22 protein-coding genes and 3 tRNA genes are annotated in these 25,388 nt (G+C 58.2%); 5 read left to right on the forward strand and 20 right to left on the reverse strand.

Translation table 11 applies throughout. The features are described 5' to 3' along the window. Positions 1–50: 50 nt before the first annotated feature. Positions 51–1,058, reverse strand: coding sequence for a biotin synthase BioB (bioB, locus tag GTU67_RS07085; protein ID WP_185779403.1), 1,008 nt, complete (start codon positions 1,056–1,058; stop codon positions 51–53). 258 nt (positions 1,059–1,316) lie between these two features. On the opposite strand from bioB, the gene GTU67_RS07090 reads away from it, so the two are divergent. Beyond that, the gene (locus GTU67_RS07090; protein ID WP_093969330.1) at positions 1,317–1,721 is read left to right on the forward strand and encodes an acyl-CoA thioesterase; all 405 of its coding nucleotides are present in this window, start codon (positions 1,317–1,319) and stop codon (positions 1,719–1,721) included. Between the two features lie 90 nt (positions 1,722–1,811). Here the strand turns inward: GTU67_RS07090 and GTU67_RS07095 are convergent, their stop codons facing one another. The 9 genes from GTU67_RS07095 to GTU67_RS07135 all read right to left on the reverse strand — a co-directional run bounded on the left by GTU67_RS07095 (position 1,812) and on the right by GTU67_RS07135 (position 12,735). Continuing rightward, on the reverse strand, positions 1,812–3,551 hold the full coding sequence (locus GTU67_RS07095; RefSeq protein WP_185779404.1) for an acyl-CoA dehydrogenase: 1,740 nt from the start codon (positions 3,549–3,551) through the stop codon (positions 1,812–1,814). A 2-nt stretch (positions 3,552–3,553) separates the two neighbouring features. Next, the gene (locus GTU67_RS07100) at positions 3,554–4,312 is read right to left on the reverse strand and encodes an SDR family NAD(P)-dependent oxidoreductase (RefSeq protein ID WP_185779405.1); all 759 of its coding nucleotides are present in this window, start codon (positions 4,310–4,312) and stop codon (positions 3,554–3,556) included. 11 nt (positions 4,313–4,323) lie between these two features. After that, positions 4,324–5,253 carry an amidohydrolase family protein gene (locus tag GTU67_RS07105; protein WP_185779406.1) on the reverse strand — a complete coding sequence of 310 codons (930 nt, stop codon included), beginning with the start codon at positions 5,251–5,253 and terminating at the stop codon, positions 4,324–4,326. Between the two features lie 11 nt (positions 5,254–5,264). Further along, entirely contained in the window at positions 5,265–7,136 is a 1,872-nt protein-coding gene (locus GTU67_RS07110; protein WP_185779407.1) for a feruloyl-CoA synthase, read from the reverse strand. Between the two features lie 20 nt (positions 7,137–7,156). Next, positions 7,157–7,945 (reverse strand): crotonase/enoyl-CoA hydratase family protein, encoded by a 789-nt coding sequence (locus GTU67_RS07115; RefSeq protein ID WP_185779408.1) that lies wholly within the window; start codon positions 7,943–7,945, stop codon positions 7,157–7,159. A 22-nt stretch (positions 7,946–7,967) separates the two neighbouring features. Beyond that, positions 7,968–8,726 carry an ABC transporter ATP-binding protein gene (locus GTU67_RS07120; RefSeq protein ID WP_185779409.1) on the reverse strand — a complete coding sequence of 253 codons (759 nt, stop codon included), beginning with the start codon at positions 8,724–8,726 and terminating at the stop codon, positions 7,968–7,970. Beyond that, positions 8,723–10,477, reverse strand: coding sequence for a branched-chain amino acid ABC transporter ATP-binding protein/permease (locus GTU67_RS07125; RefSeq protein WP_185779410.1), 1,755 nt, complete (start codon positions 10,475–10,477; stop codon positions 8,723–8,725). The genes GTU67_RS07120 and GTU67_RS07125 overlap by 4 nt, the downstream gene beginning before the upstream one ends. Continuing rightward, positions 10,477–11,517, reverse strand: coding sequence for a branched-chain amino acid ABC transporter permease (locus GTU67_RS07130; RefSeq protein ID WP_185779411.1), 1,041 nt, complete (start codon positions 11,515–11,517; stop codon positions 10,477–10,479). The genes GTU67_RS07125 and GTU67_RS07130 overlap by 1 nt, the downstream gene beginning before the upstream one ends. An 84-nt stretch (positions 11,518–11,601) precedes the next feature. Continuing rightward, on the reverse strand, positions 11,602–12,735 hold the full coding sequence (locus tag GTU67_RS07135) for an ABC transporter substrate-binding protein (protein ID WP_185779412.1): 1,134 nt from the start codon (positions 12,733–12,735) through the stop codon (positions 11,602–11,604). A 112-nt stretch (positions 12,736–12,847) separates the two neighbouring features. Between GTU67_RS07135 and GTU67_RS07140 the strand changes: the two genes are divergently transcribed. Continuing rightward, positions 12,848–13,330 carry a MarR family winged helix-turn-helix transcriptional regulator gene (locus tag GTU67_RS07140; protein ID WP_221893305.1) on the forward strand — a complete coding sequence of 161 codons (483 nt, stop codon included), beginning with the start codon at positions 12,848–12,850 and terminating at the stop codon, positions 13,328–13,330. Between the two features lie 283 nt (positions 13,331–13,613). On the opposite strand, the gene GTU67_RS07145 is transcribed toward GTU67_RS07140, so the two are convergent. The 5 genes from GTU67_RS07145 to GTU67_RS07165 all read right to left on the reverse strand — a co-directional run bounded on the left by GTU67_RS07145 (position 13,614) and on the right by GTU67_RS07165 (position 15,515). Continuing rightward, positions 13,614–13,895 carry a helix-turn-helix domain-containing protein gene (locus tag GTU67_RS07145; protein WP_053244314.1) on the reverse strand — a complete coding sequence of 94 codons (282 nt, stop codon included), beginning with the start codon at positions 13,893–13,895 and terminating at the stop codon, positions 13,614–13,616. After that, positions 13,892–14,230, reverse strand: a complete 339-nt coding sequence (locus GTU67_RS07150; RefSeq protein WP_185779413.1) for a type II toxin-antitoxin system RelE/ParE family toxin — start codon at positions 14,228–14,230, stop codon at positions 13,892–13,894. Before GTU67_RS07150 ends, GTU67_RS07145 begins: the two co-directional genes overlap by 4 nt. 960 nt (positions 14,231–15,190) lie before the next feature. Beyond that, positions 15,191–15,267 (reverse strand) — tRNA-Asp (locus tag GTU67_RS07155). Between the two features lie 35 nt (positions 15,268–15,302). Next, a tRNA-Glu gene (locus GTU67_RS07160) sits at positions 15,303–15,378 on the reverse strand. 61 nt (positions 15,379–15,439) lie between these two features. Beyond that, positions 15,440–15,515 (reverse strand) — tRNA-Ala (locus tag GTU67_RS07165). A 362-nt stretch (positions 15,516–15,877) separates the two neighbouring features. Between GTU67_RS07165 and GTU67_RS07170 the strand changes: the two genes are divergently transcribed. Then, positions 15,878–17,971, forward strand: coding sequence for a putative bifunctional diguanylate cyclase/phosphodiesterase (locus GTU67_RS07170; RefSeq protein ID WP_221893306.1), 2,094 nt, complete (start codon positions 15,878–15,880; stop codon positions 17,969–17,971). Here the strand turns inward: GTU67_RS07170 and lnt are convergent. From lnt to miaB, 5 genes are all read right to left on the reverse strand, one after another. After that, positions 17,942–19,729 (reverse strand): apolipoprotein N-acyltransferase, encoded by a 1,788-nt coding sequence (gene lnt, locus GTU67_RS07175; protein WP_249417618.1) that lies wholly within the window; start codon positions 19,727–19,729, stop codon positions 17,942–17,944. The two genes, GTU67_RS07170 and lnt, sit on opposite strands and share 30 nt — an antisense overlap. Next, a complete protein-coding gene (locus tag GTU67_RS07180) occupies positions 19,719–20,600 on the reverse strand; it encodes a CorC family transporter (protein ID WP_185779415.1) in 882 nt (293 codons plus the stop codon). The genes lnt and GTU67_RS07180 overlap by 11 nt, the downstream gene beginning before the upstream one ends. A 70-nt stretch (positions 20,601–20,670) precedes the next feature. After that, positions 20,671–21,153 (reverse strand): rRNA maturation RNase YbeY, encoded by a 483-nt coding sequence (ybeY, locus tag GTU67_RS07185; RefSeq protein WP_185779416.1) that lies wholly within the window; start codon positions 21,151–21,153, stop codon positions 20,671–20,673. Beyond that, positions 21,131–22,150, reverse strand: coding sequence for a PhoH family protein (locus GTU67_RS07190; RefSeq protein WP_185779417.1), 1,020 nt, complete (start codon positions 22,148–22,150; stop codon positions 21,131–21,133). The genes ybeY and GTU67_RS07190 overlap by 23 nt, the downstream gene beginning before the upstream one ends. Further along, positions 22,147–23,529, reverse strand: a complete 1,383-nt coding sequence (gene miaB, locus GTU67_RS07195) for a tRNA (N6-isopentenyl adenosine(37)-C2)-methylthiotransferase MiaB (protein ID WP_185779418.1) — start codon at positions 23,527–23,529, stop codon at positions 22,147–22,149. The genes GTU67_RS07190 and miaB overlap by 4 nt, the downstream gene beginning before the upstream one ends. 253 nt (positions 23,530–23,782) lie before the next feature. Here miaB and sorT point away from each other — a divergent pair, with 253 nt between their 5' ends. Together sorT and sorU are read left to right on the forward strand one after the other, a co-directional pair. After that, a complete protein-coding gene (sorT, locus tag GTU67_RS07200) occupies positions 23,783–25,015 on the forward strand; it encodes a SorT family sulfite dehydrogenase catalytic subunit (RefSeq protein ID WP_185779419.1) in 1,233 nt (410 codons plus the stop codon). A 12-nt stretch (positions 25,016–25,027) separates the two neighbouring features. Continuing rightward, complete coding sequence (gene sorU, locus GTU67_RS07205; RefSeq protein WP_185779420.1) at positions 25,028–25,348, forward strand: SorU family sulfite dehydrogenase c-type cytochrome subunit; 321 nt, start codon at positions 25,028–25,030, stop codon at positions 25,346–25,348. The last annotated feature ends 40 nt before the right edge of the window (positions 25,349–25,388 follow it).

Below are 25,388 nucleotides of genomic sequence, written 5' to 3' on the forward strand. Positions count from 1 at the left end.
CCGGGTGTCTGGAATGACTCGCCGCGCAGTGCAACATAAGGGCGTTTAGTTTAGTTGTGCGGGTGCGAGTGGTGGGTATCAGCGTGCAAGCCCAACCGCTCGAAGAGCTTCTGGTCTTCGACGAACTGCGGGTTGCCCGTGGTGAGCAGTTTTTCACCATAAAAAATGGAATTGGCGCCGGCCATGAAGCACAAGGTTTGCATGGTGTCGCTCATTTCTTCGCGCCCGGCCGAGAGGCGGACATAGGTTTTGGGCATGGTGATGCGGGCAATGGCAATGGTACGCACGAATTCGAGCGGATCGATATCGGGGGTGTCGTACAAGGGGGTGCCTTCGACCTTGACCAGGTTGTTGATGGGGACAGAGTCGGGATACGGCGACATATTGGCCAACTGCACAATAAGCCCGGCGCGTTCGCGGCGCGATTCGCCCAAACCGACAATACCGCCACAACAGACATTGATGCCGGCGTCGCGCACGCGCTCGAGCGTGTCGAGGCGGTCTTGGTAGGTGCGGGTGGAAATGATCTTGCCGTAGAACTCGGGTGAGGTGTCAAGATTGTGGTTGTAGTAGTCGAGGCCGGCGGCCTTGAGCTGTTCGGCTTGGCCGTCTTTGAGCATACCCAGGGTAACGCAGGTTTCAAGGCCCAGGGCTTTGACTTGCCGCACCATGTCGGCAACGGCATCGATATGGTGGGCTTTGGGCGAGCGCCAGGCGGCCCCCATGCAGAACCGCTGTGCACCGCTGGCTTTGGCTTCGCGCGCCGCTTGCAATACCTCTTCGATGGGGAGCAGGTCGTCTTTCTCGACGGGCGTGTCGTAGCGCGAGGACTGCGGGCAGTACGAACAGTCTTCGGGGCATCCGCCGGTTTTGATAGACAGCAGGCTGGACAGCTGCACGGCGCTGGGGTCGTGGTGCTGACGGTGCACAGTTTGCGCCTGATACATCAGTTCGGGAAACGGCAGTTCGTAAAGCGCAAGCACCGATTTGACCGACCAGCGATCGGCGGCGTTGTTTGTGCCCGCGGCTTCGTTACGAGAAATGGCGACAGCTTCCATGGAAACCCACATAAAAATAATTAACCGGACTGTATGTTAGTGAGGGCTTGTGACGCGGGCAAGTGTGGCGGAATTTAAAGTTCGGTTAAGTTGTTATGAAAATTATTCAAATTTAATTAATTTCTTTTATTTTTCATTTAAATTTGATCTGAACAAGGTGCAATTCCATGCCGTCATCAATGGTAAGTAATTGTAAAAATGACGTCGGCCGGGGTTACCCGCTATCATCATGCCTTTTGCTTGGCGGAGATTTGACGCATGAGTTTGTACACGAAAGAGGTCACCATCGAATGGGGTGATTGTGATGAAGCCGGAATCGTGTTTTATCCCAATTATTTCTACTGGTTCGATTGCACGTTCCAGGGGTTGCTGCGTAGCCGTGGCCTAAGCCAGCGCGACATTCGTCACAAGCTCAAGGGCGTTACGCCATTGGTCGACGTCGGCGCCCAGTTCCGTTCGCCCGGGGCTTATGACGACGTCATTACTATTGAAGCCGGTGAAATCGAATGGGCAGAACGTCGTTTTCGTGTGCCTTACACCGTCAAGTGCGGTGACCGCCTGGTGGCCACCGGTCACGAGCTGCGTGCCTGGGCCCAGTACACCGAAGATGGCGGCATTAAAGGCGCCAGCGTACCTGACGAGTTCAAGGCTTACTTTAAATAGCTAATCGTACGACCCGGCAGGGCGACAGGCGCGCAAACCTTGGCAAGGCAGCCATGGCCCGGTGGGTAAATAATTATTGGCTAATGCTTTTTAAGCAGCCAGGGCATCGGCCCAGGGGCGTGCCGGCGCCTGAATAGCGGCCAGCAACTGGTCGGTCTCGGGCAGCAAGTGTTCGATATAAAACCTGGCCGTTTCTATTTTGGCGTTATGCCAAGGGCCAGCGTTGGCGGCCTGGGCTGCGGCAATCGCGCACCGCGCCCACAAATAGGCCAGCACCGTATGGCCGGCCAACCGCAGGTAGGCCACACTCGCCTGCAAGGTCAGCTCGGTGTTTTCGGTGTAGCGCAGGGCCAGATGCCGGGTGGCCGCATCCAGTTTTGCAACGGTGTTCAGGGCAGCCTGCGTAAAAAAGGTGTGTTCGGGGTGTTGTGCTGCGGCCCATTGCTTAATGGTGTGCAGCAGCAGGCCCAGCCGTTGTCCGTTGTCGGCCAGCACTTTGCGGGTTAACAGATCGTGGGCCTGAATGCTGGTTGTGCCTTCGTAGATGGTGGTTACACGCACGTCTCGCACCAGTTGTTCGATACCTGTTTCGGCAATAAACCCGTGCCCGCCGAACACCTGCAACGCGTTGTACGTGCTGGTTTGCGCGTTCTCCGTCAGGAAACCCTTGATGACAGGCGTGAGCAGCCCGACCAGGTTGGCCGTGTCTTGACGGGTTTGGGCGTCGGTGGCCCAGTCGGCCTGGTCAATGAGCAGGGCCACCCAGTGCACAAAGGCGCGCCCGCCCTCGGTAAACGCTTTTTGCGTTAGCAGCATACGCTGCACGTCGGGGTGGTTGATGATGGGGGCGGGTTGCCCGCCGTTTGCAGCACGGCCTTGCCGACGCTCTTGGGCGTAGGCCAGTGCATTCTGGAAGGCCAGATCGCTAATGCCAAGGGCTTGCAGGCCCGACAGCAGTCGTGCTTCGTTCATCATGGGGAACATGGCCGCGAGCCCTTTGTTGGGTTCGCCCACCAGCCACCCTTGGGCCGATTCGAAACGCAAGCTGCAAGTGGCGCTGCCGTGCAACCCCATTTTGTGTTCGATGCCATCGCAAAAAATGGGGTTGGCTTGGCCGTCGTCGAGTATTTTTGGCACCAGAAACAGGCTGAGCCCGCGTGACCCGGCTGGCGCGCCGGCAATGCGGGCCAGTACTAAATGCGCAATGTTTTCGGTCAGGTCGTGGTCGCCGCCACTGGCAAAGATTTTTTGCCCGGTGATACGGTAGCTGCCGTCTGGCGCGGGCTCGGCCCGTGTGCTTAACAGCCCGATGTCCGACCCGGCGTGAGGCTCGGTCATGCACATAGAGCTGGTCACCTGGCCGGTGGCCAGCAAGGGCAGCCAGCGGCGTTGCAGGCTTTCGGTGGCACTATGCCGCAGGCAGGCCGATGCGCAATGATGAATCGCAGCGTACATGACGAAGGCATGGCTGGCGGCCGAGAGGATTTCGTTGGTGATACTGAAGACCAGCCGGGGCAAGGCCTGCCCGCCGTCGGCTTCGTCGGCGCACATCGAGGGCCAGCCCAGTTCGCAATATTGCGCATAGGCCTGTTTGAAGCCTGGGGGGGTGACCACCTTGCCATCTTGCCAGGTGCAACCCGACTGGTCGGCCGTGTGGTTCAACGGCAAGACCTGCTCGGCAGCAAAACGCCCCGCTTCGTCGGCAATGTGCAGCAATACGTCGGTACCCACCCCGCTGTAACGGGGGAGCGCCGACAACACCGCATTGGCGTCAAGTACGTCGTTCAGGATGAACGCAAGGTCTTGCGAAGGGGGCGTGTAGTGCAGCATGATCAGCGGGGGGCCAGGCGTGTTGCGCCGTCAAGGCGGATGACTTCACCGTTAAGGTAGCGGTTGCCAATAATGTGGCTGGCCAGGTCGGCAAACTCGGCCGGCTGCCCCAGACGGTTCGGGAACGGAATCGAGCTGGCCAGCGAGGCCTGGACTTCGGGGCTGGCGGTGTAGAGCAGCGGGGTCAGGAAAATGCCGGGGGCAATCGACATGACCCGTACGCCAAATTGCGCGAATTCGCGCGCCAGCTGAATCGTCAATGACACCAGGCCGCCCTTCGAAGCCGCGTAGGCCGCCTGACCGATCTGGCCTTCGTAGGCTGCGACCGATGTGGTGAACAAGATAACGCCACGCTCTTCGCCGATGGGGTCGCTGGCGATCATGTCGGCCGCCGCGAGGCGGGTCATGTTGAAGCTGCCCACCAGGTTCAGGTTGATGACTTTGGTGAAGTCTTCGAGGGGCATGGGCCCGCTTTTCCCGACCACGCGTTTGCCTGTGCCGGCGCCGGCACAGTTGACCAGCACGCGCGCAACGCCGTGCTTTGCGCGGGCCTGGGCAATAGCGTCTTGCGCGCTGTCGGGGCTGGTGACGTCGCATTCTATAGCCAGGCCACCGATGCGTGTGGCCACGTCGCGGGCGCGATCCATTTGAATATCAAGAATGGCCACCTTGGCGCCCTGGGCGGTCAGGCGCTCGGCCGTGGCTTCACCCAGGCCGGACGCGCCGCCGGTGATGATGACGGGGGTATCTTTCATGTCCATGTTTCAGTTCCTTAGCAGCAGCCGTCTTGTGTAGGGGGCTTGAGGCGCGCATAGCGGCCATACACCGGGTCTTTGTCCAGGCCCAGCAGGCGTACGGCGTTGTCGCGCAAAATAAGCGGCTTGACTTCGTCGCGGATGCCGATTTTGTCGAAATCTTCGAGCCAGCGGTCGGGCGTCATGACGGGGAAGTCGGAGCCGAACAGCATTTTGTCTTTCAGGATGGTGTTGGCGTATTGGACCAGAATGGGCGGGAAGTATTTGGGCGACCAGCCGGACAGGTCGATATATACCTGAGGCTTGTGTGTGGCCACGGCCAGTGCATTTTCTTGCCACGGGAACGATGGGTGGGCAATGACAATGGGCATGTCGGGGAAGTCGACCGCGACATCGTCAAGGAACATGGGGTCGGAGTACTTTAAACGTACGCCGCCACCGCCGCGCATGCGCGCGCCAACGCCTGTTTGGCCGCTGTGGAAAATAGCGGGTAGGCCGGCTTCGGCGATAACTTCGTACAAGTCGTAGGCGGCGCGGTCGTTGGGGTAGAACTCTTGTGCCGATGGGTGAAACTTGAAGCCGCGAATGCCAAATTCGTTGATCAGGCGGCGGGCTTCGCGGGCACCCATTTTGCCGCGCATCGGGTCGATACTGGCAAACGGGATAAGCACGTCTTTGTGCTTGGCCGTTTCTTCGGCGACTTCTTCGTTCGAGATGCGGACTTGACCGTTGGCCCGTTCGGTGTCGACCGTGAAAATGACCGCCATCATGTTGCGTTCACGGTAGTAGGCAGCCGTTTCTGCGATGGTGGGGCGGGGCATTTTTTCTTTGAAGTACTCGGCCATGGCCTTGTCGAAGGCAATGGCCACTTCGTCGGGCGGGTTGCGGGTCGAGACGGTTGCGTGGATGTGGATATCGATCGCAACGAGGGGCTTCTGCTCGGTCATACAGCGTCCTTTCAGGCAGTTACAGAATGAGGTTGGGCCAGCATGACCTGATCGTCGTCAGGTTGCGTGGCGTAAAGTTTTTCGACCAGCGCGGCGCGGGTTTTCAGCATGGTGCGCTGGTTGATCGAGCCCTTGTCGGTCATTTCGCCCAGCTCCATAAGGGCCGGGTCGCGCAGCAGCAGCGCCCGCACAACCCGGTTCGAGCTGCCCGTGCCTTGTGCGGCAAGCTGGTTCAGCAGGTTTTGGGCCCAGGCTTTGACGTCGGGATTGGTGGCAATTTCGGCCAGTGGTGCGCCTTCGGTCAGGGCGGGTGACAGCGCTGTGGCGGTGGGCAAGAGCAATATCATCATGCCCAGCTCGTCGCGGTCGTGGCCGGTAATGACGGCGTCGTGAATGTACGGTGCGCCGGCCGCGATGATTTGCGAACGCATGGCCCCGACATTGACCCAGGTGCCGCTGATCAGCTTGAAGTCTTCGGCAATGCGGCCATTGAAACGCAGGCCGGCGCTGGGGTTTTGGTCGTCGATCATGATGGCGGCATCGCCGCTGCAGAAGAATCCTTCTTCATCGAAACTTTCGGCGGTCAGGTCGGGCTGACGCCAGTAACCCGGCGTGATGTTGGGGCCACGGTAGCGAACTTCGGTTTTGTCGCCGCAAGGCGCCAGTTTTACATCGCACCCGGGTGCCGGGATGCCAATAACGCCGGCTTGCCAGTTGGGGACGTGCGCCGAAATGGCAAAGGGCGCGCTTTCGGTCATGCCCAGGCCAGTGGTCATGGGGATACGGGCGCCCACGGTTTGAATGGCCAGTTCGTCGATGGTTTTTTTAAGCGGTGCAGGCAGTGCAGCGCCGCACGGGAAGATAAGCCGCATTTTGCGGAAGAAGCATTCGCGCAGTACCGGGTCGCGTTTCATTTCGTGGGCCAGTACTTCAAGCCCCTTGGGTACCGAGTAATACATGGTCGACGGGACTTCGCGCAGGTTGCGCAGTGTTTCAACCATGCCTTCGGGCGTGGGCTTGCCTTCGTCGATGTACATGGTGCCGCCGTTGTAAATGACGACGCCAATGTTGTTGTTGCCGGCGGCCGTGTGGTGCCAGGGCATCCAGTCGACCAGTACCGGGACTTCTTCACGCAGGAAGGGGTAGCACTGCAGCAGCATTTGCTGGTTGCTGGTGACCATGCGCTGGGTGTTGATAACCGCTTTGGGCAGCTTGGTCGAGCCCGAGGTAAACAGGAATTTGGCGATGGTGTCGCCGGTAATGGCCTGATGCGCGGTGTCGACCTGGTCGGTGACGTCGGTGGCTTCAAGCGCACTGAAGGGTGTGCATGTGCGCCCGTCGATGCTGCCTTCGACGAAAATCAGTTCAACGTTTTCGGGGATGGCAATTTTAATGGCGTGTTCGTAGCGGGCGGCATCGTAGGCAAAAACAGCGCCGGGCGTGAGCAGGTCGGCGGCATGACGGACGCGTTCGGCGCTTTTTGACAGCAGGGAATAGGCCGGCGAAATAGGCGCGAACGGGATGCCGACGTGCTGTGCAGCCAACGCCAGCAGGCCATGTTCGATGCTGTTCTCAGACAAAATCATGAGCGGCCGTTCGGCGCTAAGGCCACGGTTGATCAGGGCCTGCCCCAGATGCTGCATGCGTTTCACAGCGTCTTTGTAAGTTAAGTGGCGCCACTGGCCTTGCCTGTCGCGCTGCGCCAGCAAGGTGGCGTCGGGGCGCTCGGCAGCCCAGTGCAGCAGGGGTTCGGTATAGCAGCGCGGGTAATCTTGCAGCGGGTCGGTGCTGCGCATAATCGAGCTGCCATCGGGGCGTTGCTCGAGGCTGGCTTCGTGGGGGCCCAACGAAAGGGCGCGAAATGCGGCGTTATCTGTGGTCATGGTTTGTCTCCTTGTCCTGCTTAACCCAGGCTTACTTTGGCGGCGCGTTTTTCAAGAAAAGCATTGACGCGCTCTTTGGCCTCTGGGGCGCCCTGCGTAATCGAGGCCATCAGGGCCTCGGTGAACAGCCCATGCGACATGGGTTGTTCAGCAATCAGGGGTAAAGCATTCATGATAGCGAAATTTGAAAGGGGTGCGTTGCCGGCTATTTTGCGGGCAAGTTCGCGCGCCTTTTCCATGGCCTGACCTTGGGGTGTGACGTAGTGGGTCAGGTTGATGGCCAGGCCTTCTTTGGCATCCAGTACATGCCCGGTCAGCATCATTTCGGTCACGCGTGAAAAGCCGATGAGCTTGGAGACGCGTACCGACCCGCCACCGCCCAGGAAAATACCGCGCTGGCCTTCGGGCAAGCCAAAGTATGTGGTGTCGTCGGCGACGCGCACATGGGCGGCCGAGGCCAGTTCAAGCCCGCCGCCCACCACTGCACCTTGCATGACGCAAATGACCGGGAAGCGGCCAAACTGGATTTTCGAGAACGCTTCGTACCACTTGAAGGAGTGCTGCACGCCCTCGGCAGTCGTCGTTTCAGACAGTTCGGACAGGTCGAGGCCGGCGCAAAAATGCACGCCTTCGCCGGCCAGAATGGCGACGCGAACCGTGTCGGGCAGGTTTTCGAAGGCCTGGCGTAACTGTTCGACAACGCGCAGGCTCAGGGCATTGCGCTTTTCGGGGCGGTTCAGGGTAAGCGTGGCGATGTCGTCTTCGACCTGGACCTTGACCAGAATTTCGGGGTTGGTGTTTTGAGTCATGAGTATTTCCTTTAAATTGGGTTTACGCCGTGACGGGCGCGGTATTCTTTGAGGCAGAGATGCCCAGATAGCTTTCGGCGATTTTCGGGTTCTCGGCCAGCGCGCCGGCTTCGCCTTCCAGCACAATACGTCCGTTCTCTAATACGTAGCCATAGTTGGCCAACCGAAGCGCGGCGCGGGCGTTTTGTTCAATCAGCAAGGTCGAGACGCCGTGTCCGCGCAGGCTGCCGACCACTTCAAGTACTTCTTTGACGATTCGCGGCGCCAGGCCCAGGCTGGGTTCGTCGAGCATGAGCAACCGGGGTTTGCCCATGAGTGCGCGGCCTACGGCCAGCATCTGGCGTTCGCCGCCCGACAGCGTGCCGGCCAACTGGCTGGCGCGTTCGGCAAGTCGCGGAAACAGCGAAAACACCCAGTCCAGCTGATCCATGGGTTGGCTTTCGCGCGCGCGGTGGCGTCGGAAGCTGCCCAGTTGCAGGTTGTCGAGTACGGTCATGTCGGCAAACAGGGCGCGCTGTTCGGGTACCAGCGACATGCCGCCCATGACTCGTGCTTCGACGTTTTTACGGGCTAAAGACTGGCCTTCGAAGCGGACATCGCCAGTGCTGCGGATGACGCCCATGATGGCATTGAGCAAGGTAGATTTGCCGGCCCCGTTCGGGCCGATGACCGTCACGATGCTGCCATGCGGCACATTTAACGACACCTCGTGCAGGGCCGTGACCTTGCCGTAGCCGGCGCTGAAGTTGCTGATTTCAAGAATGGGGGCAGCAGTGTTCATTCGACACCCCCAAGATAGGCTTCAAGGACGGCAGGGTTGGTCTGGATGGTGGCCGGCGGGCCTTCGGCAATTTTCTGGCCAAACACCATCACCACAATATGGTCGGTTAACTGCATGACAAACTCCATGTCGTGCTCCACGATCAAGATACCCATTCCCTCATCGCGCAGACTGGACAGCAGCTGGGCCAGCGCTTCCTTTTCGAAGGCGCGCAGGCCTGCCGCCGGCTCGTCGAGCAGCAACAGCACCGGGTCGCAACACAGGGCACGTGCAATTTCAAGCAAGCGCTGCTGGCCCAAGGCCAGGTTACCCGCTTCGGTGTACATGTGTTCCTCAAGCCCCACGCGCTTCAGGGCATGGGCGGCCTCTTGAAGAATCGAAGCTTCGGTACGCCGGTCGGTGTGCAAAGTGGCAGACACTACACCGACATCGGCCCGCAGATGAGCCCCCAAGGCGACGTTGTCGAGCACCGTCATGTTGGGAATTAATTTGACGTGCTGAAATGTGCGGGCCACGCCCATCGCGGCAATGTCGCGCGAGGTTTGAGTCTCGATGCGTTGCCCCATGAACGACACGGTACCGTCGTTGGCGTGCAGCAGGCCGGTGACCAAATTGAACGTGGTCGATTTGCCGGCGCCATTGGGGCCGATCAGGCCGACGACCTCGCCGGCTTTGACCTGAAAGCTGACGTTGTCGACCGCAACCAGGCCGCCGAAGGTTTTGCGAACCCCCTGGACGTCGAGCAGTGCGGTACCTTTGGCCGTGGGCGCCCGGCGTGGCAGGGCAGGGGCCGTTGCCAGCGGGGGTGGTGTTTTGCGTGGCAACAGACGTGTTATCCAGGGCCACATGCCATCGGGGGCGAAGCGCAACAACAAGATCAAAATCAGGCCAAAGACGAGCCATTCGAAGTTGCCGGCCGTGCCGAACAGGGCAGGCATGAGCACTTGCAACTGGTCTTGGAGCAGCTTGACCACGCCGGCACCCAGGATGGCGCCCCACACGCTGCCGATCCCGCCGACAACCAGCATGATCACGTATTCAAGACTGAAGGTCAGCCCGAAAGGTGTGGGGTTGATGGCGCGTTGCAGGTGGGCAAACAGCCAGCCCGAGACCGAGGCAAACAGCGCGGCGATGACAAAGATGAGGATCTTCATGCGGGCCGTGTTCACGCCCATCGATTCGGCCATTTGCACGCCGCCCTTCAAGGCACGGATGGCGCGCCCGGGACGGGAGTTCAGCAGGTTGAGCATGGCCCAGCAACCGATAGCCAGGCAGGCCCAGATCAGCCAGTACATGGCGCGACCGTTGTCCAGGTCCCATCCAAACAAGGGTATGGAAGGCAGGTTGGCAATACCGTCGTACTTGCCCAGCCCTTCGACGCTGCCGAACAGGTAATACAGGGCAATACTCCAGGCAATGGTGGCCAGCGGCAGGTAGTGGCCCGACATGCGCAACGTAATGGCGCCAATGATGTAGGCGCTGCCGCCGGTAATAAGCAAGCCGGCAAGCAGTGTCAACCAGGGCGAAAAGCCGTACTGGGTGGTGAGTACGGCCGTGGCATAGGCGCCGATGCCCACAAACGCGGCCTGGCCAAACGATGTCAGGCCGCCTATGCCGGTAAGCAACACCAGGCCGACGACGACCAGGGCATACAGGCCGATGTAATTGGCTTGTGTGATCCAGAAGTCGGGGACGGGCAGGAAGGGTACGCTGGCGATGAGCAGCCAGATCAACAGGGTAAGGCGGTTCATTAGTGATCCTCCTCGTGAGTACCGCTGCGCAGCGACAGCCACAGCAGCACGGGGACGACCAGCAGGAAGACAATGGCTTCTTTATACGCACTGGCCTTGAACGACGAGAATGATTCGACGATCCCGATGCCCAGTGCGCCGACGAGTGTCATGGGGTAGCTGACCAGCCCGCCGAAAATCGAGGCGACGAAGCCTTTAAGGCCAATGAGCAGACCCGAGTCGTAATAGATGGTGACGATGGGGGCAATGAGCATGCCGCACAGCGCGCCGATAAAGGCGGCGATGGTGAAGGACAGCTTGCCCGAAAACGACACTGAAATGGCCAGCAACCGCGCGCCGACGTTGTTTGAAGCGGCGGCGCGCAGCGCCTTGCCCCACAGCGTGCGGTTAAATACCACCGCCAGTGCGATGATCAGCAAGGTGGTGACGGCCACCACAATGACGTTCTGGCCATTCATGCGCAGCCAGCCCAGGCTGATAGAGCCATCCCAGAACACCGGCGTACGGTAGCCTTCGACGCCGAAGAAAATAAGGGAAAAGCTGACCAGCACAAAGTGGATGCCCACCGACACAATAAGCAGAACCAAAATGCTGGCATTGGCCATGGGCTGATACACCAGTCGGTAAATAAGCGGGCCCAGGGCGGTTACGATGATCAGGGCAATAAGACACTGAAAGAAGAACGGGAGCTGGCTGGATGCCGCCCACACGGTAAGCGCGGCCAAGGCCAGCGGGGCAACCACGTTTGTCAGCGCAATTCGCCCGATCTGACGGTAGTCGCGGTCGCGGTGGGCTTCGAGGGCGTCGAACAGGCCGGCCAGCAGGGCCATGCCAACCAGCAGCCACACCGTGCCAGGGACTTTGCCCGTGTTGAGCCAGGCCAAAGACAAGGCGCCATAGACGACGAACTCGCCTTGCGCAAAAAACATGACGCGCGAGACGGCAAAGACCAGGACCAGCGCCATACCGAGCAGCGCATAGATGGCGCCCGTCGTGATGCCGTCCTGAATCAGAATCGCGCTGATTTGGAAGGAGTTCATGGTGATACCAGGGAGGATGTTGCCGAAACACCCCGCACAACCCAGTGGGTTGTGCGGGGCCAGAGGACGTGCAAGCCTGGGGTTTTAGTTGGACAGTTTCCAGTCGTTGCCGTTGGGTGTAATGATGACCCGGGCGTCGGGCCCAAAGCCCCAGTGATCTTGCGGGGTGTACTTGAGCATACCCTTGGTGGTGGCAATTTCGCCGTAGTTTTCAAGTGCGTCGCGCAGCGCCGTGCGGAACTCGGGTGTGCCGGGCTTGGCGGTTTTAAGCGCCACTGGTACGACTTTTTCCAGGATCAGGGCAAAGTCGTAAACGTGGGCGGCAAACTGGGTGCGGGTGCCGGCGCCGAATTTGTCTTCGTAGGTTTTCACGAATTTGACGGCGTTGGCCTTGCCGGGATGGCTGTCGGGCAGCTGTTCGGCAACTTGCTCGGGGCCGGAGCTGACCAGGGCACCCTGGGCGTCTTTGCCGGCAAGGCGCAGGAAGTCGGGCGAGACTGACGCGGCGGTATGATAGATTTTGCCTTGGTAGCCACGCTCTTTTAGTGCTTTTTGGGGCAGGGCGGCACCGCCACCTACGGCAACTACCACGACGGCGTCTGGGTTGCCGGCAACAACGCTCAGGGCCTGGCCGGCGACGCTGTTGTCAGCGCGGGTAAAACGCTCGATGGTGGTCAGCTTGATACCGGCCGCCTCGGCCTTTTCTTTGAAAGCCTGCAGGTACGATTCGCCGTAGGCGTCAGACAGCCCCAGGAAGGCGAGTGTTTTAACGCCGTTGGCTTTCATGTGTTCAAGCAAGCCGTCGGTGTAGTATTTGGCGTGCATCACGACGCGAAATGTCCAGTAGTCTTTGCCTTCGGGCAGCTCGGCCGGGGCCGGCGACAACTGGGGTACTTTGGCTTCGTTGGCTACCTGGGCCAGGGCGATGGTTGCCGGTGTGTTGGCGGCGCCTACCATCAGGTCAACCTTGTCTTCTACAAAGCGCCAGCCGTTTTTTGTGGCTGCGGTCGGGTCGCCGGCATCGTCCAGAATGGTAACCACAAGCTTTTCGCCGGCAATTTCGGCAGGCCACAATGTGGTGGCATTGCGTACAGGTACGCCCAACGATGCGCCGGGACCCGTGAGCGAGGTGCTGACGCCGATGGTGATGTCGGCCAAAGCGGCCTGCGACATGAATGCCGAGGCAAGGGCAACCGCGACTGCGCTTTTGAGTTTCATGGTTTGTCTCCTGATGCTGTTTTTATGTGGGTAAAGCAGGTATATTGTTAATGCGGTTAACAATGAACTTATGTTATATATTTGACGAATTCTCTTCTATAAGTGCAAACCCTTGGTTAACGACAACATCTCTAATGACGGCGCGCCAACGACCGAACTTGATCCGCCACTGACGTACGTTGATTTGCAGCGCGATTCGCTGGGCTATGCCATCAAGCGGGCGCAGGTGCGTTCTTACGAAGTGCTGTTTCGGGTGCTCGGCCCCGATTCTTTGACGCCTGGTCGTATGACGGCGCTAAGTATTGTGGCTACCCAGCAGGGCATTAACCAAACGGTGCTGGCCGAAATGCTGGGTATTACCCGGGCGGGTGTGGTGAAGGTCATCGACTCGCTGGAGTCGTTAGGGTATGTTGAACGCCAGGCTATACCTGAAGACCGGCGTAGTTATGCGCTGGCAGTGACGCCGGCGGGGTATGCCGAGCTGAGTCGCCTGAATACGCTGACGCGGGGCTACGAGAAAATGATTGCCTCGAAGCTGACGGCGGATGAGCGCAGGTTGTTGATGACGTTGCTGGATAAGGTGGCAACTGATTAGTGGCGGGCGCGGAGTTTTCGAAATCGACCAGCCCCAGGCTGGTCGAAAACGATTCGCGCAAACAAAAAGCCCTGCATTTTTCAATGCAGGGCTTTGGAATTTCTGGCGGAGCGGACGGGACTCGAACCCGCGACCCCCGGCGTGACAGGTCCGTTATCAAAGTCAATGTTTATGCGGGTTTCGAGCCAAATCGTATTCCAAAAAGTGTCAAAAACGTGTCGATTTCATGCGGGTTTGCAGACTTTTATTCCAAAGTTTTTGACTCGAAACCTTGGGCCCAGCCCTAGGCAGGCTCAAGTACGCGCATCTCAATGTGCAGTCCAGCGGCAGCGGCCATATTGACCAGTGCATCAAGACCAAAAACATTGATTTTTCCACGCATCAGGTCAGAGACGCGGGGCTGGGTCACGCCAAAAATCTTGGCGGCTTCGGCTTGACTCATCTTGGCGTGGACTATGTGGTGCCTAAGCGCCGTCATCAGGGTTGAACGAAGCTTCATGTTTTCCGCGACTTCCTGAGTGTCTTCGATGGCATCCCAGATGCTGGCAAATCGTTGGTTGCTCATTTGCTTAGTTCCTGCAATAGGTCTCGATAACGTTTCGAGGCCAGATCTATATCCGCCTTGTTGGTTTTCTGCGTCTTTTTCTGAAAGCAGTGGATCACATAGACGGCATCGGCGAACTTGGCGATGTAGATGACCCTGAAAGCGCCCTCACTATCGTGAACGCGGATTTCTTTGACACCTTGGCCCACTGCTTTCATAGGCTTCCAGTCGTCCGGCTCCCAACCGTTTTGCACCTGATCGATCTGGTAACCCGCTTCGCGCTTGGCAGAGGGTGGGAAGGCGCGAAGATCATCAAGTGAGGTTCCGAGGAACTCGACAGGCTTGGATGGCGGCATGCGAGATTTATACAATATTTTGTATTTTCTGGCAAGCTCAATGCCATCTCTTTACTGTCGTAGCGGCTGCTGGCTCAAAGATAGGCAGGGAGCGTTCTCTAAGGGGAAGCCCTTGGGAAAGAACTCGCTACCTATCGCAGGCATGTACGGGCCCAGAAACGTCGTTTTTTGTGCATCTGGAATACGTTTTGCGTTCCCCGGCTGAACCCGCACTAGCGACCGGCCGTTTTCGACCGAGGCTGTGTGAAAACGCATCAGACACTGACCTCGGCAAAAAATTGACCTCTCAGATCGCACTGTATGCGTTTTTCTTGACTAGGTTAATGGTGAGAAGACCCCTGAATGTCATACTTCAACGAGTTTTCACACAGCCTCGACCCGAAGCGGTCGTTGGGCGTTGAAGAAAGCTGTCGTTCAACGTAGGTGTCAATGCCGGTTGAAATCTGACCCGGTGGGTCAGTACTACACCGGCGCTAACACATAGACGCGAGAAGGTAGGGAACCAGCTTGGTGCTGACCATGCATGAAATATCTCCCTGATTTGAGTGTGTTAATGGATTCAGGGCTTGTGGCGCCGAGCAGCGGGTGGGGGCGCTCTCTGATGGGAGGCGTTTGCGAAAAGGGCCGCTATGTTTCGCAGGCATGGCAGGGTCGTCTGAACGTCGCTCGTTGTGCTCCCGGAGTGGGTATTGCGCATTGCGCATCGCATAATGAGCGGAGTGTAATGCGCACCCATTCGGGTGCATAAATCAGTAGGGGAGAGGGGGTAAGAATACCGGCGGCATGGGCCGGTATTCTTTAAGGTGACCCAACTCGGAAAGCTACGCCTGGCGCGGCTTTCCAGCCAGCCCGAAAGTCGGATAGTCCAAACTTTGGAACGAAAAACCCGACTTTGGAATATAAATCAAGACGAAAAAAAAGCACTTACATTACGTAAGTGCTTGATTTTATTGCATTCTTTGGCGGAGCGGACGGGACTCGAACCCGCGACCCCCGGCGTGACAGGCCGGTATTCTAACCAACTGAACTACCGCTCCGCAGCGGTTTGGTGCCTAACCAATGCCAAAAAACTTGGCGTCCCCTAGGGGATTCGAACCCCTGTACCCACCGTGAAAGGGTGGTGTCCTAGGCCTCTAGACGAAGGGGACAGGACAATTTTGCGTTGCGCAGTATAACATAAAATTTTACGGCGCGTTCTTTGCGGGTTTTTGGTGGAGGTAAGCGGGATCGAACCGCTGACCTCTTGCATGCCATGCAAGCGCTCTCCCAGCTGAGCTATACCCCCTAAAACCGGCCAACACTTTGTTTAACTTTCGTTAAAACTTGGTGCTGTCCTGCAAAGAAGTGAAATTATGCACGAGTTTTTTTTGTTGTGCAAGTCGGTTGGCGAAATTTTTTTAAAAATCGTTATTTTTTTACGTCGAGGCACAGTATGTGCGGATCTCGACACAAAAAACGCCGGCTTCTGGTACAGGCCCGTGTTGTGCCAAGTACCGCTGTGGGCCACCGGGTATCAGGGCGAGGGTGGTGTCGTAGCGACGGCTTTGCTCGGGGTGGGCATTTGTTTGCATGTGCGTTGACCAAAAGCAAGCGAATGCACTATTACTCGTTCATAATTAAAGGTTAATTTTTTTGATTCTCCAGGTTATGTCAGAGCTATTAATGCAGGCGCCCGCCGCGTGTACCGACCCGCTTTCTGAAGAAAGTTCTTTGTTCAGGGGGCTGGCCGAGAACGCCATGGTGGGCGTCTATGTGGTGTATCAGGGCCGGTTTTTGTATGTCAATGCCAAGCTGCTCGATATGCTGGGGTATACGCGCGCCGAGATGCTGCAGCGTATGTCGTTGTTCGACATCGTGGCCCACGACGAAAAGCACCTGGTTGAAGCGCACCTTAAGCGAACGATATCGGGCGAAATCTCGCAGTTTCATTACGAACGCAAGGCACTGAAAAAAGACGGCTCGTTTATTGACGTCGAAGTGTATTGTTCGCGCATGGTGTTTGGCGGCCAGGTGGTGCTGGTCGGTTTGATGCTTGACATCACCCAGCGCAAGGCCGACGCTGAATCGGCCCACCTCGCTTCGCTGGTGTACAAGCACAGCAGCGAAGCCATGGTCATTACCGACGCTAATGGGGTCATCATTACGGTTAATCCATCGTTTACCGATATCACCGGGTACTCCCTCGACGAGGTCTTGGGGCAACGGCTCAATATTCTTAGCTCCGGTCGTCACACCGAAGCCTTCTACCGCGAAATGTGGGGGCAATTGGCTAAAACCGGCAAGTGGCGGGGCGAGATCTGGAATCGCCGTAAAAATGGCGAAGAATACGCCGAAAGTCTGGTGATCAATACGTCGTATAACGACGACGGCTCGGTACGGTGTCGTATCGGAGTTTTTTCCGATATCACCACCAAAAAAGAGAGCGAACAGTTTATCTGGCGCCAGGCTAACTACGATTTCCTTACGGGTTTGCCCAATCGCAAGCTGCTCGAAGACCGTCTGGCCATCGAACTGGCCCGCGCGCACCGTTCAAAAACCGAGGTTGCCCTTATTTTTCTTGACCTGGACTTTTTCAAAGAGGTCAACGACAGCATGGGGCACGCCATGGGCGACGAGCTGTTGCGGCAGGTGGCTCGCCGGCTGACGCAGTGCGTTCGCGAGGCCGATACGGTTGCCCGCTTGGGCGGCGACGAGTTTGTGATTATTGCCGGTGGCCTGGCCGATCACGCGGTGGTGCGTCGTATTTGCGAGCAGGTGCTGCAATCATTGGCCAAGCCGTATCGACTTAAAGATCAGTTGGCCTATGTGTCGGCCAGCGTAGGCGTTGCGTTTTACCCGGGCGACTCGAAAGACCAGGAACAGCTGATGCGGCATGCCGATCTGGCCATGTATGCGGCCAAAGATGCCGGTCGAAGCCAGTTTCGTTTTTACGACATCAAGATGCATGAGGCGGTGCGCGAGCGCTGGCAGTTGTCGCGAGACTTGTTGGGTGCCCTTGAAAAAGGCCAGTTCGAACTGCATTACCAGCCGGTTATCGACCTGGCCACCGGCCGTATTGCCAAAGCCGAGGCGCTTATCCGCTGGCGTCATCCCGAGCGGGGCTTTGTGAGCCCGGCCCAGTTCATTCCGTTTGCCGAAGACAACGGCATTATTATTGGTATTGGTAACTGGGTGTTCGACGAGGCCACCCGCCAATTGATGGCCTGGCGCGATATGGGGTTTGAAGACTTCAACGTAGGCATCAACGTCTCGCCCGTGCAGTTGCGTGGCGAGGGGCTCGACCACCGTCAATGGTTGCAACGTTTGCAAGACCTGGGCCTGCCGCCAGGCCAATTGGTGGTCGAACTTACCGAGCGCGTGCTTATGGACGTGGCGCCCATTGTTACCGAAAAACTTCTGGCGTTTCGCGACGCTGGCGTTCAGGTGGCGCTCGACGATTTCGGTACCGGCTATTCGTCGCTGTCGTATCTTAAAAAGTTCGACATCGACTATCTGAAGATCGACCAGTCATTTGTGCGTAATCTGGCCGAAGGTTCTGAAGATATGGCACTGTGCGAGGCGATGATCATGATGGCCCATAAGCTGGGTTTGCAAGTCATTGCCGAAGGCGTCGAACTGGCTCATCAGCGCGATTTGCTTAAAGGCATCGGTTGCGACTTTGGTCAGGGGTATTTGTTTTCCAAGCCCGTACCCGCCGCCGCATTTACCGAACTACTGAAGTCGGGCCTTCCGGCCAACTAACGCGGCCGCGGCCAGGCACAGCAGTGCCAGCAGCAGGGCCGGCGTATTGCCCCAGCGCACATAGGGCGTAATGCCCTGGGTGCCTTGCACTTCAACATCAAGTACGCCCGGTTGCCGGGGCGTTAATACGGCCCTGACCTTGCCGTCCGGGTCGATGGCGGCGGTCATGCCGGTGTTGGTGGCGCGCAGCATGGGGCGCGCCGTTTCAAGTGCGCGCATGCGGGCAATTTGAAGGTGCTGCTGTAACGCCCACGACTGGCCAAACCACGCCAGGTTGCTGACATTAACCAGCAGGCTGGCGCCTGGGTCGGTACCGTTTGCCGATCGTACGCCTTCAATAATTTCTTCGCCGAATACGTCTTCGTAGCAGATGTTGGGCGCAATATATTGCCCGGCAATATTGAAAGAAGACTGCCGGATTTGCCCCCGGTTGAAGTCACCCAACGGGATATTCAGGGCGTCGACAAACCAGCGGAACCCGGGCGGAATGAATTCGCCAAACGGCACCAGGTGATGCTTGTCGTAGCGGTAGCCTGCCGTGCCTGCTTGCAGGCTGGCCAGCGGTGTTGCCCCGTTAAATGCAATGACGCTGTTGGTGTAACGATCTTCGCCATTATTCGTGTGTAGCGGTATCCCCATCAACAGGGTGGCCTGCCGGGCGTTGGCCACGTCAAGCCAGCGTTGCCAGGTTTGCGGCGCGATGCGGTTCTGGAACAAGGGCATGACGGTTTCGGGCAAGATAATCAATGCCGGGTTGGCACCGGCCTCTTTTGGGGGCAGGCCCGCCAGATGCAGGTAGGTGTCGATGCCTTGCTGCAAATGATTGGGGTCGAACTTAAGCGATTGCTCGATATTGCCTTGCACCAGCCTGACCAGCATGGGGCTGCCCAACGGCTGCCACCAGCGAATTTGCGCCAGGCCAAGGCCCCCAATGACCAGCCCGATGGCGCAAACAACTGTCATGGCCGCAGGTGATTCGTTGGGTGATTTCTGGGCCTGCATCAGTAAGGCAATGGCCCCCGCCGCAAACGCTGCAACCCAAGCGACGCCATACACCCCCAGCACCGATGCCCACCCGCTGAACGGGCCGTCGGCGTGGGCATAGCCAATGTTCATCCAGGGGAAGCCGGTGAACAAGGTGCCCCGTAGCCATTCGGCAAGCATCCAGAGCGAGGCCCAGGTGGTTGCGGTGAGCAGGAACATTGCAAAACCAGCAGAGGCAGAAAGCGCCGGGGATTCAGTCTTTGAGGCGGGCGTCTCGGCCTGCTTGGCATGGCTTGGCGCGTCGATATGTTCTGCCGCAGCAGGCGCCTCTGTTCGCTGTGTGGCGTCGGGCTTGGCGATGGCCGTTATTGCGCGCGGTGCGGCCAGGCGCGTTAAAAACGGTCGGCAAAACTTATAAGTAAGACCGGTGGCCAGCGCAATAAAGAGCGCCTTGCCTGCTGCCAGTACCAGTACCGCCAGCCCCGACAACACGGGGTGCAGGCCACCGTAGGTGTGCAGGCTGATGTGTATCCAGTACAGCCCCAGGGCAAAATTACCCAGACCAAACAGAAAACCGCTGAAGGCGGCCTGGCGTACCGTGCCGCAGCGCCATACCCATAAGGCCAGAAAGGTGAGCGTGAGTACTTGCACGTAAGGCAGTAGCCAGGCGGGCAGGGGGCCGTCGGAGAAACTGAAGGCATGGGCCGCGCCAATCAGTAACGGCTGCAGAGTGCGCCGGGCCCGATTCAGCCCGGCGAAAAAGTTACTGCGCATCGGAAGGGTTCAGCAGGGAGGTTTCGTCGTGTTGAATGTTAAGCCACAGCACGCGCTTGGCGTCGGCGCCGACCACGGTGATGTTGAGACCCTCGCGGTTAATGGTGTCGCCCCGGCGGGGAATATGCCCCAGCTCTGCCGTGATCCAGCCCCCCAGGGTGTCGTAGTCGTCGTTGGGCAAAGTGGTATTGAAGGCCCGGTTGAAGACGTCGATTTCGGTGATGCCCATGGCGCGCCAGTTATTGCTGCCCGTCTGGAAGATGGTTTTTTCGGCTTCTTCGTCGAACTCGTCTTCGATGTCGCCGACGATTTGTTCCAGGACGTCTTCCATGGTGACCAGGCCCGCAGTGCCACCGTGTTCATTGATGACAATGGCCAGGTGGTTGCGATTGTTGCGGAACTCGTGCAACAGCACGTTAAGCCGTTTTGACTCGGGGATAAACACTGCTGGCCGCACCAGCGGGCGCAAGTCAATAGACGGGTTGGTGATGGTGAGCAACAAGTCTTTGGCCAGCAAAATGCCCACAATGTTGTCGCGATCGTTCTCGTAGATTGGAAAGCGCGAGTGACCGGTTTCGATGATTTCGGGCAAGAGCTCGGCCAGCGGCTTGCTGATGTCGAGCATGTCCATTTTGGAGCGCGGCACCATGATGTCGCCCGCAGTTTGGTTGGCGACGTCGAGGGCGCCGGAAATCATGGAAAACGAATCGTCGTCGATGACATGCCGGTCGTGGGCCGTTTCGAGCAGCGCACGAATGTCTTCGCGGTTTTCGGGTTCGGGACGGATGCGTGAGACCAGACGGCCCAGCAAGGATTTTGACGCCGGTTTACCCGGTCGGGGTTCTGTTTCGGGAGGTTGTGAGTCTGACATTGTCAGGAAGACGAGTTGATCAAGCCCCTAGCATAACGGAAATTTGTGACGATTTCAGGGGGCGGATGCCCTAGGTGTTGTATGGGTCCGGAATGTTCAGCCGCGCCAGCAGTCGGGTTTCGAGCAATTCCATTTCGTGGGCTTGTGCATCGTCGAGGTGATCGTAGCCCAGGGCGTGCAGCACACCATGAATGGTCAGATGGGCGGCATGGTGCAGCACGGGCTTGCCGTGTTGCCGGGCTTCGTCGAGCAGCACGGGGTAACACAACACAATGTCTGCACGCAGCGTGCCTACCGGGTCAACCCCGTACTCGAACGTCAGCACATTGGTGGCGTAGGCTTTCTCGCGAAACTGATTGTTAAGCTCGCGCCCCTCGTCGGTGTCGACAATCCGCAGACTGAGTTCGACGCGCTCTGCCTCGGGTTCGACCCATTGGTAAACATGGTTTAGCGCGCTTCGAACCCAGTTGCGCAAGCGCCAGCGCGGCAACTCGGGGGCGCTGGTGCCGTACTGAACCGACAGGCTGAAATCAGGGCGTGGCGGGCTTTGCATTGGCTTTTTCGTAGGCGTCGACAATGCGGGCGACCAGCGGGTGGCGCACGACATCGCGGCTGGTGAATCGAGTAGTGGCAATGCCTTGCACCGACGTCAGTACGTCGAGCGCGTGGGTCAGGCCGCTGGGGTTACCTTTGGGTAAATCGATTTGAGACGGGTCGCCATTGATGACGGCCTTGCTGCCAAAGCCAATACGCGTCAGGAACATTTTCATTTGTTCCGGCGTAGTGTTCTGGGCTTCGTCGAGAATGACAAACGCATGGTTCAGTGTACGGCCGCGCATATAGGCTAGCGGGGCGATCTCGATGGTTTGCTTTTCGAACAGGCGTTGGACTTTTTCGAAACCCATCAGGTCGTACAGGGCGTCGTATAGGGGGCGCAGGTAAGGATCAACTTTTTGGGCCAGGTCGCCTGGCAAAAAGCCTAATCGTTCGCCCGCCTCGACTGCGGGGCGGGTGAGCACCAGGCGTTGTACTGATTCGCGCTCGAGGGCGTCGATGGCACAAGCCACGGCCAGCCAGGTTTTGCCCGTACCGGCGGGGCCCACACCAAAGGTGATGTCGTGCTTGAGAATGTTGTTGAGGTATTCACGCTGGCGGGGCGTGCGCGGCCGTAGGTCGGTGCGCCGGGTACGCAAGACCAGGTCCGAGCTCAGGTCGTCGACAGGCGGGATCTCGGGTAACGGCTCGGGCGGCTCGGGTTCGGCAGGCAATTGTGTTCGGCCAGCGCCCAGTTCGACCAGGCCCAACTGAATATCATCGATGGTCAAGGCTTTATGCACGGCCCGATCATGAAACCATTGAACGGCTTTGGCTGCAGCCTTGGCTTGCTCGCCTTCGATGGAGATTTGACTGCCACGACGGCTCAGGGTGACATTCCAGCCTTCAGCAATTTGGCGCAGGTTGTCGTCGAGCGGACCGCACAGGTTGGCCAGGTGCATATTGTCGCCGTCGAGGCGCAATGTTACGGCCTTGCCGCGTCGGGTTTGTGTCATGAGTGCAGTTCGCCTTTAAGCGTATTGGTGTTGGCTTGGGTTACCTTAACGTCAACCATTTGGCCAATCAGCGCCGCCGATGCCGGGAAGTTGATGATCCGGTTGTTTTCGGTGCGGCCCATCAGTTCGTTCGGGTCGCGACGCGACGGGCGTTCGGCCAGTACACGTTGCACTGTGCCCACCATGTCGGCGCTGATCGCGGCGGCATGTTCGTTAATTAGCGCCTGCAGACGGTACAGGCGCTCGAGCTTCTGTTCTTTGGTGGTGTTGTCTTCGAGGTCGGCGGCAGGTGTGCCCGGGCGCCGCGAGTAAATGAATGAAAATGACTGATCGAACCCCACATCGCGGATAAGCTTCAGGGTTTGTTCGAAGTCTTCTTCGGTTTCGCCGGGGAAGCCCACAATAAAGTCGGACGAGAGCGTCATGCCAGGGCGGGCAGCGCGCAGGCGGCGCACAATAGACTTGAACTCGAGCCCGGTATAGCCCCGTTTCATGGCGGCCAGTATGCGGTCGCTGCCGGCCTGAACAGGCAGGTGCAAGAACGGCACAAGCTTGGGCAGCTCGCCGTGCGCCTCGATAAGGCGAGTTGTCATTTCTTTGGGGTGCGAGGTGGTGTAGCGGATGCGCTCGACCCCCGGAATATCGTGGATGTATTCAAGCAGCATGGCGAAATCGGCGATCTCGCTTGTGTCGCCCATAGGCCCGCGATACGCATTGACGTTCTGCCCCAGCAGCGTAATTTCTTTAACGCCCTGGTCGGCCAGGTCGGCGACTTCGGTTAACACGTCGTCGAACGGGCGGGAGATTTCTTCGCCACGGGTGTAAGGTACGACGCAGAAAGTGCAGTATTTGCTGCAGCCTTCCATGATCGACACAAAGGCGGTTGGGCCTTCGATGCGGGCAGGTGGCAGGGCATCGAATTTTTCGATTTCGGGAAAGCTGATGTCGACTTGCGAGCGCCCTGTACGGCGCCGCTGTTCGATAAGTTGCGGCAGGCGATGCAAGGTTTGCGGCCCGAAGACGACATCGACATAGGGTGCCCGATGCACGATAGCCTCGCCCTCTTGGCTGGCGACACAGCCGCCCACACCAATGACGAGGTTGGGATTCTGCTGTTTCAGGTGCTGCACGCGGCCCAGGTCTGAAAAGACTTTTTCTTGCGCCTTTTCGCGTACCGAACAGGTGTTGAACAGAATAACGTCGGCTTCTTCGGGGTTCTGGGTAATTTCCAGGCCACGATCGCCGCGCAGCACGTCGGCCATTTTGTCGGAGTCGTATTCGTTCATCTGGCAACCAAAGGTTTTGATGAACAATTTGCGTGGGCCGGCGGCGTTGCTGGTTTTGGGCAGGTTAATGCGCTTGAGGGGAGTTTCTTGCATGGCTTTAGCCGTAACGGGTGTTTATCCCGGGGGCATGAATAGTGGAAAACCCTTTATTTTAACGTGTACCGGATTTTTTCAGGCGATTTGGTTGACCAAACCTACGTCAGTGGCTCGTTCATTGATTTTGCAGGGTCGTTGACGTCACCCATTGTGCATATAATGGTCTTGACCCATCATGGAAATAAACTAATAACACCAGGGTCTATTGAATTGGTGTGAAGATTTTCCCGATTTACACAAGGAGGTTGTCATGTCTGAACAAATCAATGTGCCGCGTCGTCGCGTTATGGCTGCAGCAGGTGCTGCGGCTGCCTGGGTGGGTGTTGGCGGGGTGGCGCGCGCCGACTCCACCGAGCCGGCCTCGCAATCGAACCCAGGCCCGGTGTCGGCAGCCAAACCGCTGCCCGACTACGCCAAATGGAAAAACGCCGATAGCCTTATCGTGCATAGCGCCAACACCATCGAAACGCGTCGCGACGCCTTTGGCAGCAGTGTGGTTACCCCGCTCGATCGTCTGTTCGTTCGCAACAACGTCAGCCCCCCATCCGAATCCATCATGGCCGACCCTGATAGTTGGGCGCTCGAGGTTAACGGCGTAGGTAAGCCAGCGACGCTAACCGTAGCCCAGCTCAAAACGCTGGGTTTGCAGGCCCTGCCCATGGTGTTGCAGTGCTCGGGCAACGGTCGTGCCTATTTTCCACATAAGCCAGGGGGCACCCAATGGCAGGTTGGGGCCGCCGGTTGCGTTATTTTTACCGGCGTGCCGGTAGCTGCAGTCGTAAAGGCCCTGGGTGGTGTGGCCGACGGCATGGTCTACATGACGGGCACGGGTGGTGAAGAAATCCCCGCCGGGCTCGACCCCAATACCGTACGCGTCGAACGTTCGGTACCCCTCGAAGCTATGAAAGACGCTATTTTGGCCTGGGAAGTCAATGGCGAGCCGCTGCCTTTGGCGCATGGCGGCCCATTGCGGTTGATTGTGCCCGGCTACACCGGCGTAAATAACGTCAAGTACCTGAAGCAACTGGCTTTTACCAAAGAACAGTCGCCGGCCAGCATCCAGCAAAACAGCTATCGCATGACCGATATTGGCGTCAAAGGCGGGCCAAAATTCCCGGCAGTCTGGGAAATGCCGCCTAAATCGTGGGTCACGTTGCCGTCCGACCCTGCCAAGCCCATTAAGGCAGGTAAGGTCGTCATTACCGGTTTGGCTATGGGCGGTGTCGATGCCGCCACCAAAATCGAGGTTTCAGTTAATGGCGGTAAAGATTGGCAAGAGGCGCAGTTTGTTGGGCCCGACCTGGGTAAATACGCCTGGCGTCAGTTTGCCCTTACGGCAGACTTAAAACCGGGCAGCTACAATATTGCCAGCCGCACCACCAACGCCAAGGGCGAAACCCAACCGGCTGACCGCGTTGAAAACAATCGTGGCTACAACAACAACAGCTGGCGCGACCACATGGTCGCCATCAAGGTCGTTTAACAAGGAAACACAATGAAATTTGCAGCATTAGTTGCCGCTGCTGCGTTGTCCATGGCAGGCGCGCCTGCCATGGCCGACGATGCGCAGTTGGCTCGTGGTAAAGAACTCTTCATGAGCAAGGCTGTACCCGCCTGTGCGGTTTGTCATACGTTGGCCGATGCCGGCGCCAAGGGTGCCATCGGCCCTAACCTCGACGAGCTTAAGCCCGACGCAGCCCGTATCATGAAAGTGCTTAAAGAGGGCATGGGTACTATGCCGTCGTTTGCAGCAACGCTTAACGCCGCCGACATGGAAGCCGTTACAGCCTACGTGGTGCATGCTACTTCCAAGTAAGCCTGGCCTGAAACGGCAATAAAAAAAATGCCCCGGTTTT

The sequence above is a fragment of the Pusillimonas minor genome (assembly GCF_014237865.1).
In the GTDB taxonomy this organism is placed as follows: domain Bacteria; phylum Pseudomonadota; class Gammaproteobacteria; order Burkholderiales; family Burkholderiaceae_B; genus Neopusillimonas; species Neopusillimonas minor.

Bases quoted from the DNA above. Each gene is read 5' to 3' on its own strand.
- GTU67_RS07105 (WP_185779406.1), bottom strand. From the start codon at position 5,253: ATGACCGAGCAGAAGCCCCTCGTTGCGATCGATATCCACATCCACGCA.
- GTU67_RS07190 (WP_185779417.1), bottom strand. From the start codon at position 22,150: ATGACACAAACCCGACGCGGCAAGGCCGTAACATTGCGCCTCGACGGC.
- sorU (WP_185779420.1), top strand. From the start codon at position 25,028: ATGAAATTTGCAGCATTAGTTGCCGCTGCTGCGTTGTCCATGGCAGGC.
- GTU67_RS07180 (WP_185779415.1), bottom strand. From the start codon at position 20,600: ATGTCAGACTCACAACCTCCCGAAACAGAACCCCGACCGGGTAAACCG.
- sorT (WP_185779419.1), top strand. From the start codon at position 23,783: ATGTCTGAACAAATCAATGTGCCGCGTCGTCGCGTTATGGCTGCAGCA.
- GTU67_RS07135 (WP_185779412.1), bottom strand. From the start codon at position 12,735: ATGAAACTCAAAAGCGCAGTCGCGGTTGCCCTTGCCTCGGCATTCATG.
- bioB (WP_185779403.1), bottom strand. From the start codon at position 1,058: ATGGAAGCTGTCGCCATTTCTCGTAACGAAGCCGCGGGCACAAACAAC.
- GTU67_RS07150 (WP_185779413.1), bottom strand. From the start codon at position 14,230: ATGCCGCCATCCAAGCCTGTCGAGTTCCTCGGAACCTCACTTGATGAT.
- GTU67_RS07120 (WP_185779409.1), bottom strand. From the start codon at position 8,726: ATGAACACTGCTGCCCCCATTCTTGAAATCAGCAACTTCAGCGCCGGC.
- GTU67_RS07115 (WP_185779408.1), bottom strand. From the start codon at position 7,945: ATGACTCAAAACACCAACCCCGAAATTCTGGTCAAGGTCCAGGTCGAA.
- GTU67_RS07130 (WP_185779411.1), bottom strand. From the start codon at position 11,517: ATGAACTCCTTCCAAATCAGCGCGATTCTGATTCAGGACGGCATCACG.
- GTU67_RS07095 (WP_185779404.1), bottom strand. From the start codon at position 3,551: ATGCTGCACTACACGCCCCCTTCGCAAGACCTTGCGTTCATCCTGAAC.
- miaB (WP_185779418.1), bottom strand. From the start codon at position 23,529: ATGCAAGAAACTCCCCTCAAGCGCATTAACCTGCCCAAAACCAGCAAC.
- GTU67_RS07125 (WP_185779410.1), bottom strand. From the start codon at position 10,477: ATGAACCGCCTTACCCTGTTGATCTGGCTGCTCATCGCCAGCGTACCC.
- GTU67_RS07100 (WP_185779405.1), bottom strand. From the start codon at position 4,312: ATGGACATGAAAGATACCCCCGTCATCATCACCGGCGGCGCGTCCGGC.
- GTU67_RS07170 (WP_221893306.1), top strand. From the start codon at position 15,878: ATGTCAGAGCTATTAATGCAGGCGCCCGCCGCGTGTACCGACCCGCTT.
- ybeY (WP_185779416.1), bottom strand. From the start codon at position 21,153: ATGCAAAGCCCGCCACGCCCTGATTTCAGCCTGTCGGTTCAGTACGGC.
- GTU67_RS07110 (WP_185779407.1), bottom strand. From the start codon at position 7,136: ATGACCACAGATAACGCCGCATTTCGCGCCCTTTCGTTGGGCCCCCAC.
- GTU67_RS07090 (WP_093969330.1), top strand. From the start codon at position 1,317: ATGAGTTTGTACACGAAAGAGGTCACCATCGAATGGGGTGATTGTGAT.
- GTU67_RS07145 (WP_053244314.1), bottom strand. From the start codon at position 13,895: ATGAGCAACCAACGATTTGCCAGCATCTGGGATGCCATCGAAGACACT.
- lnt (WP_249417618.1), bottom strand. From the start codon at position 19,729: ATGCGCAGTAACTTTTTCGCCGGGCTGAATCGGGCCCGGCGCACTCTG.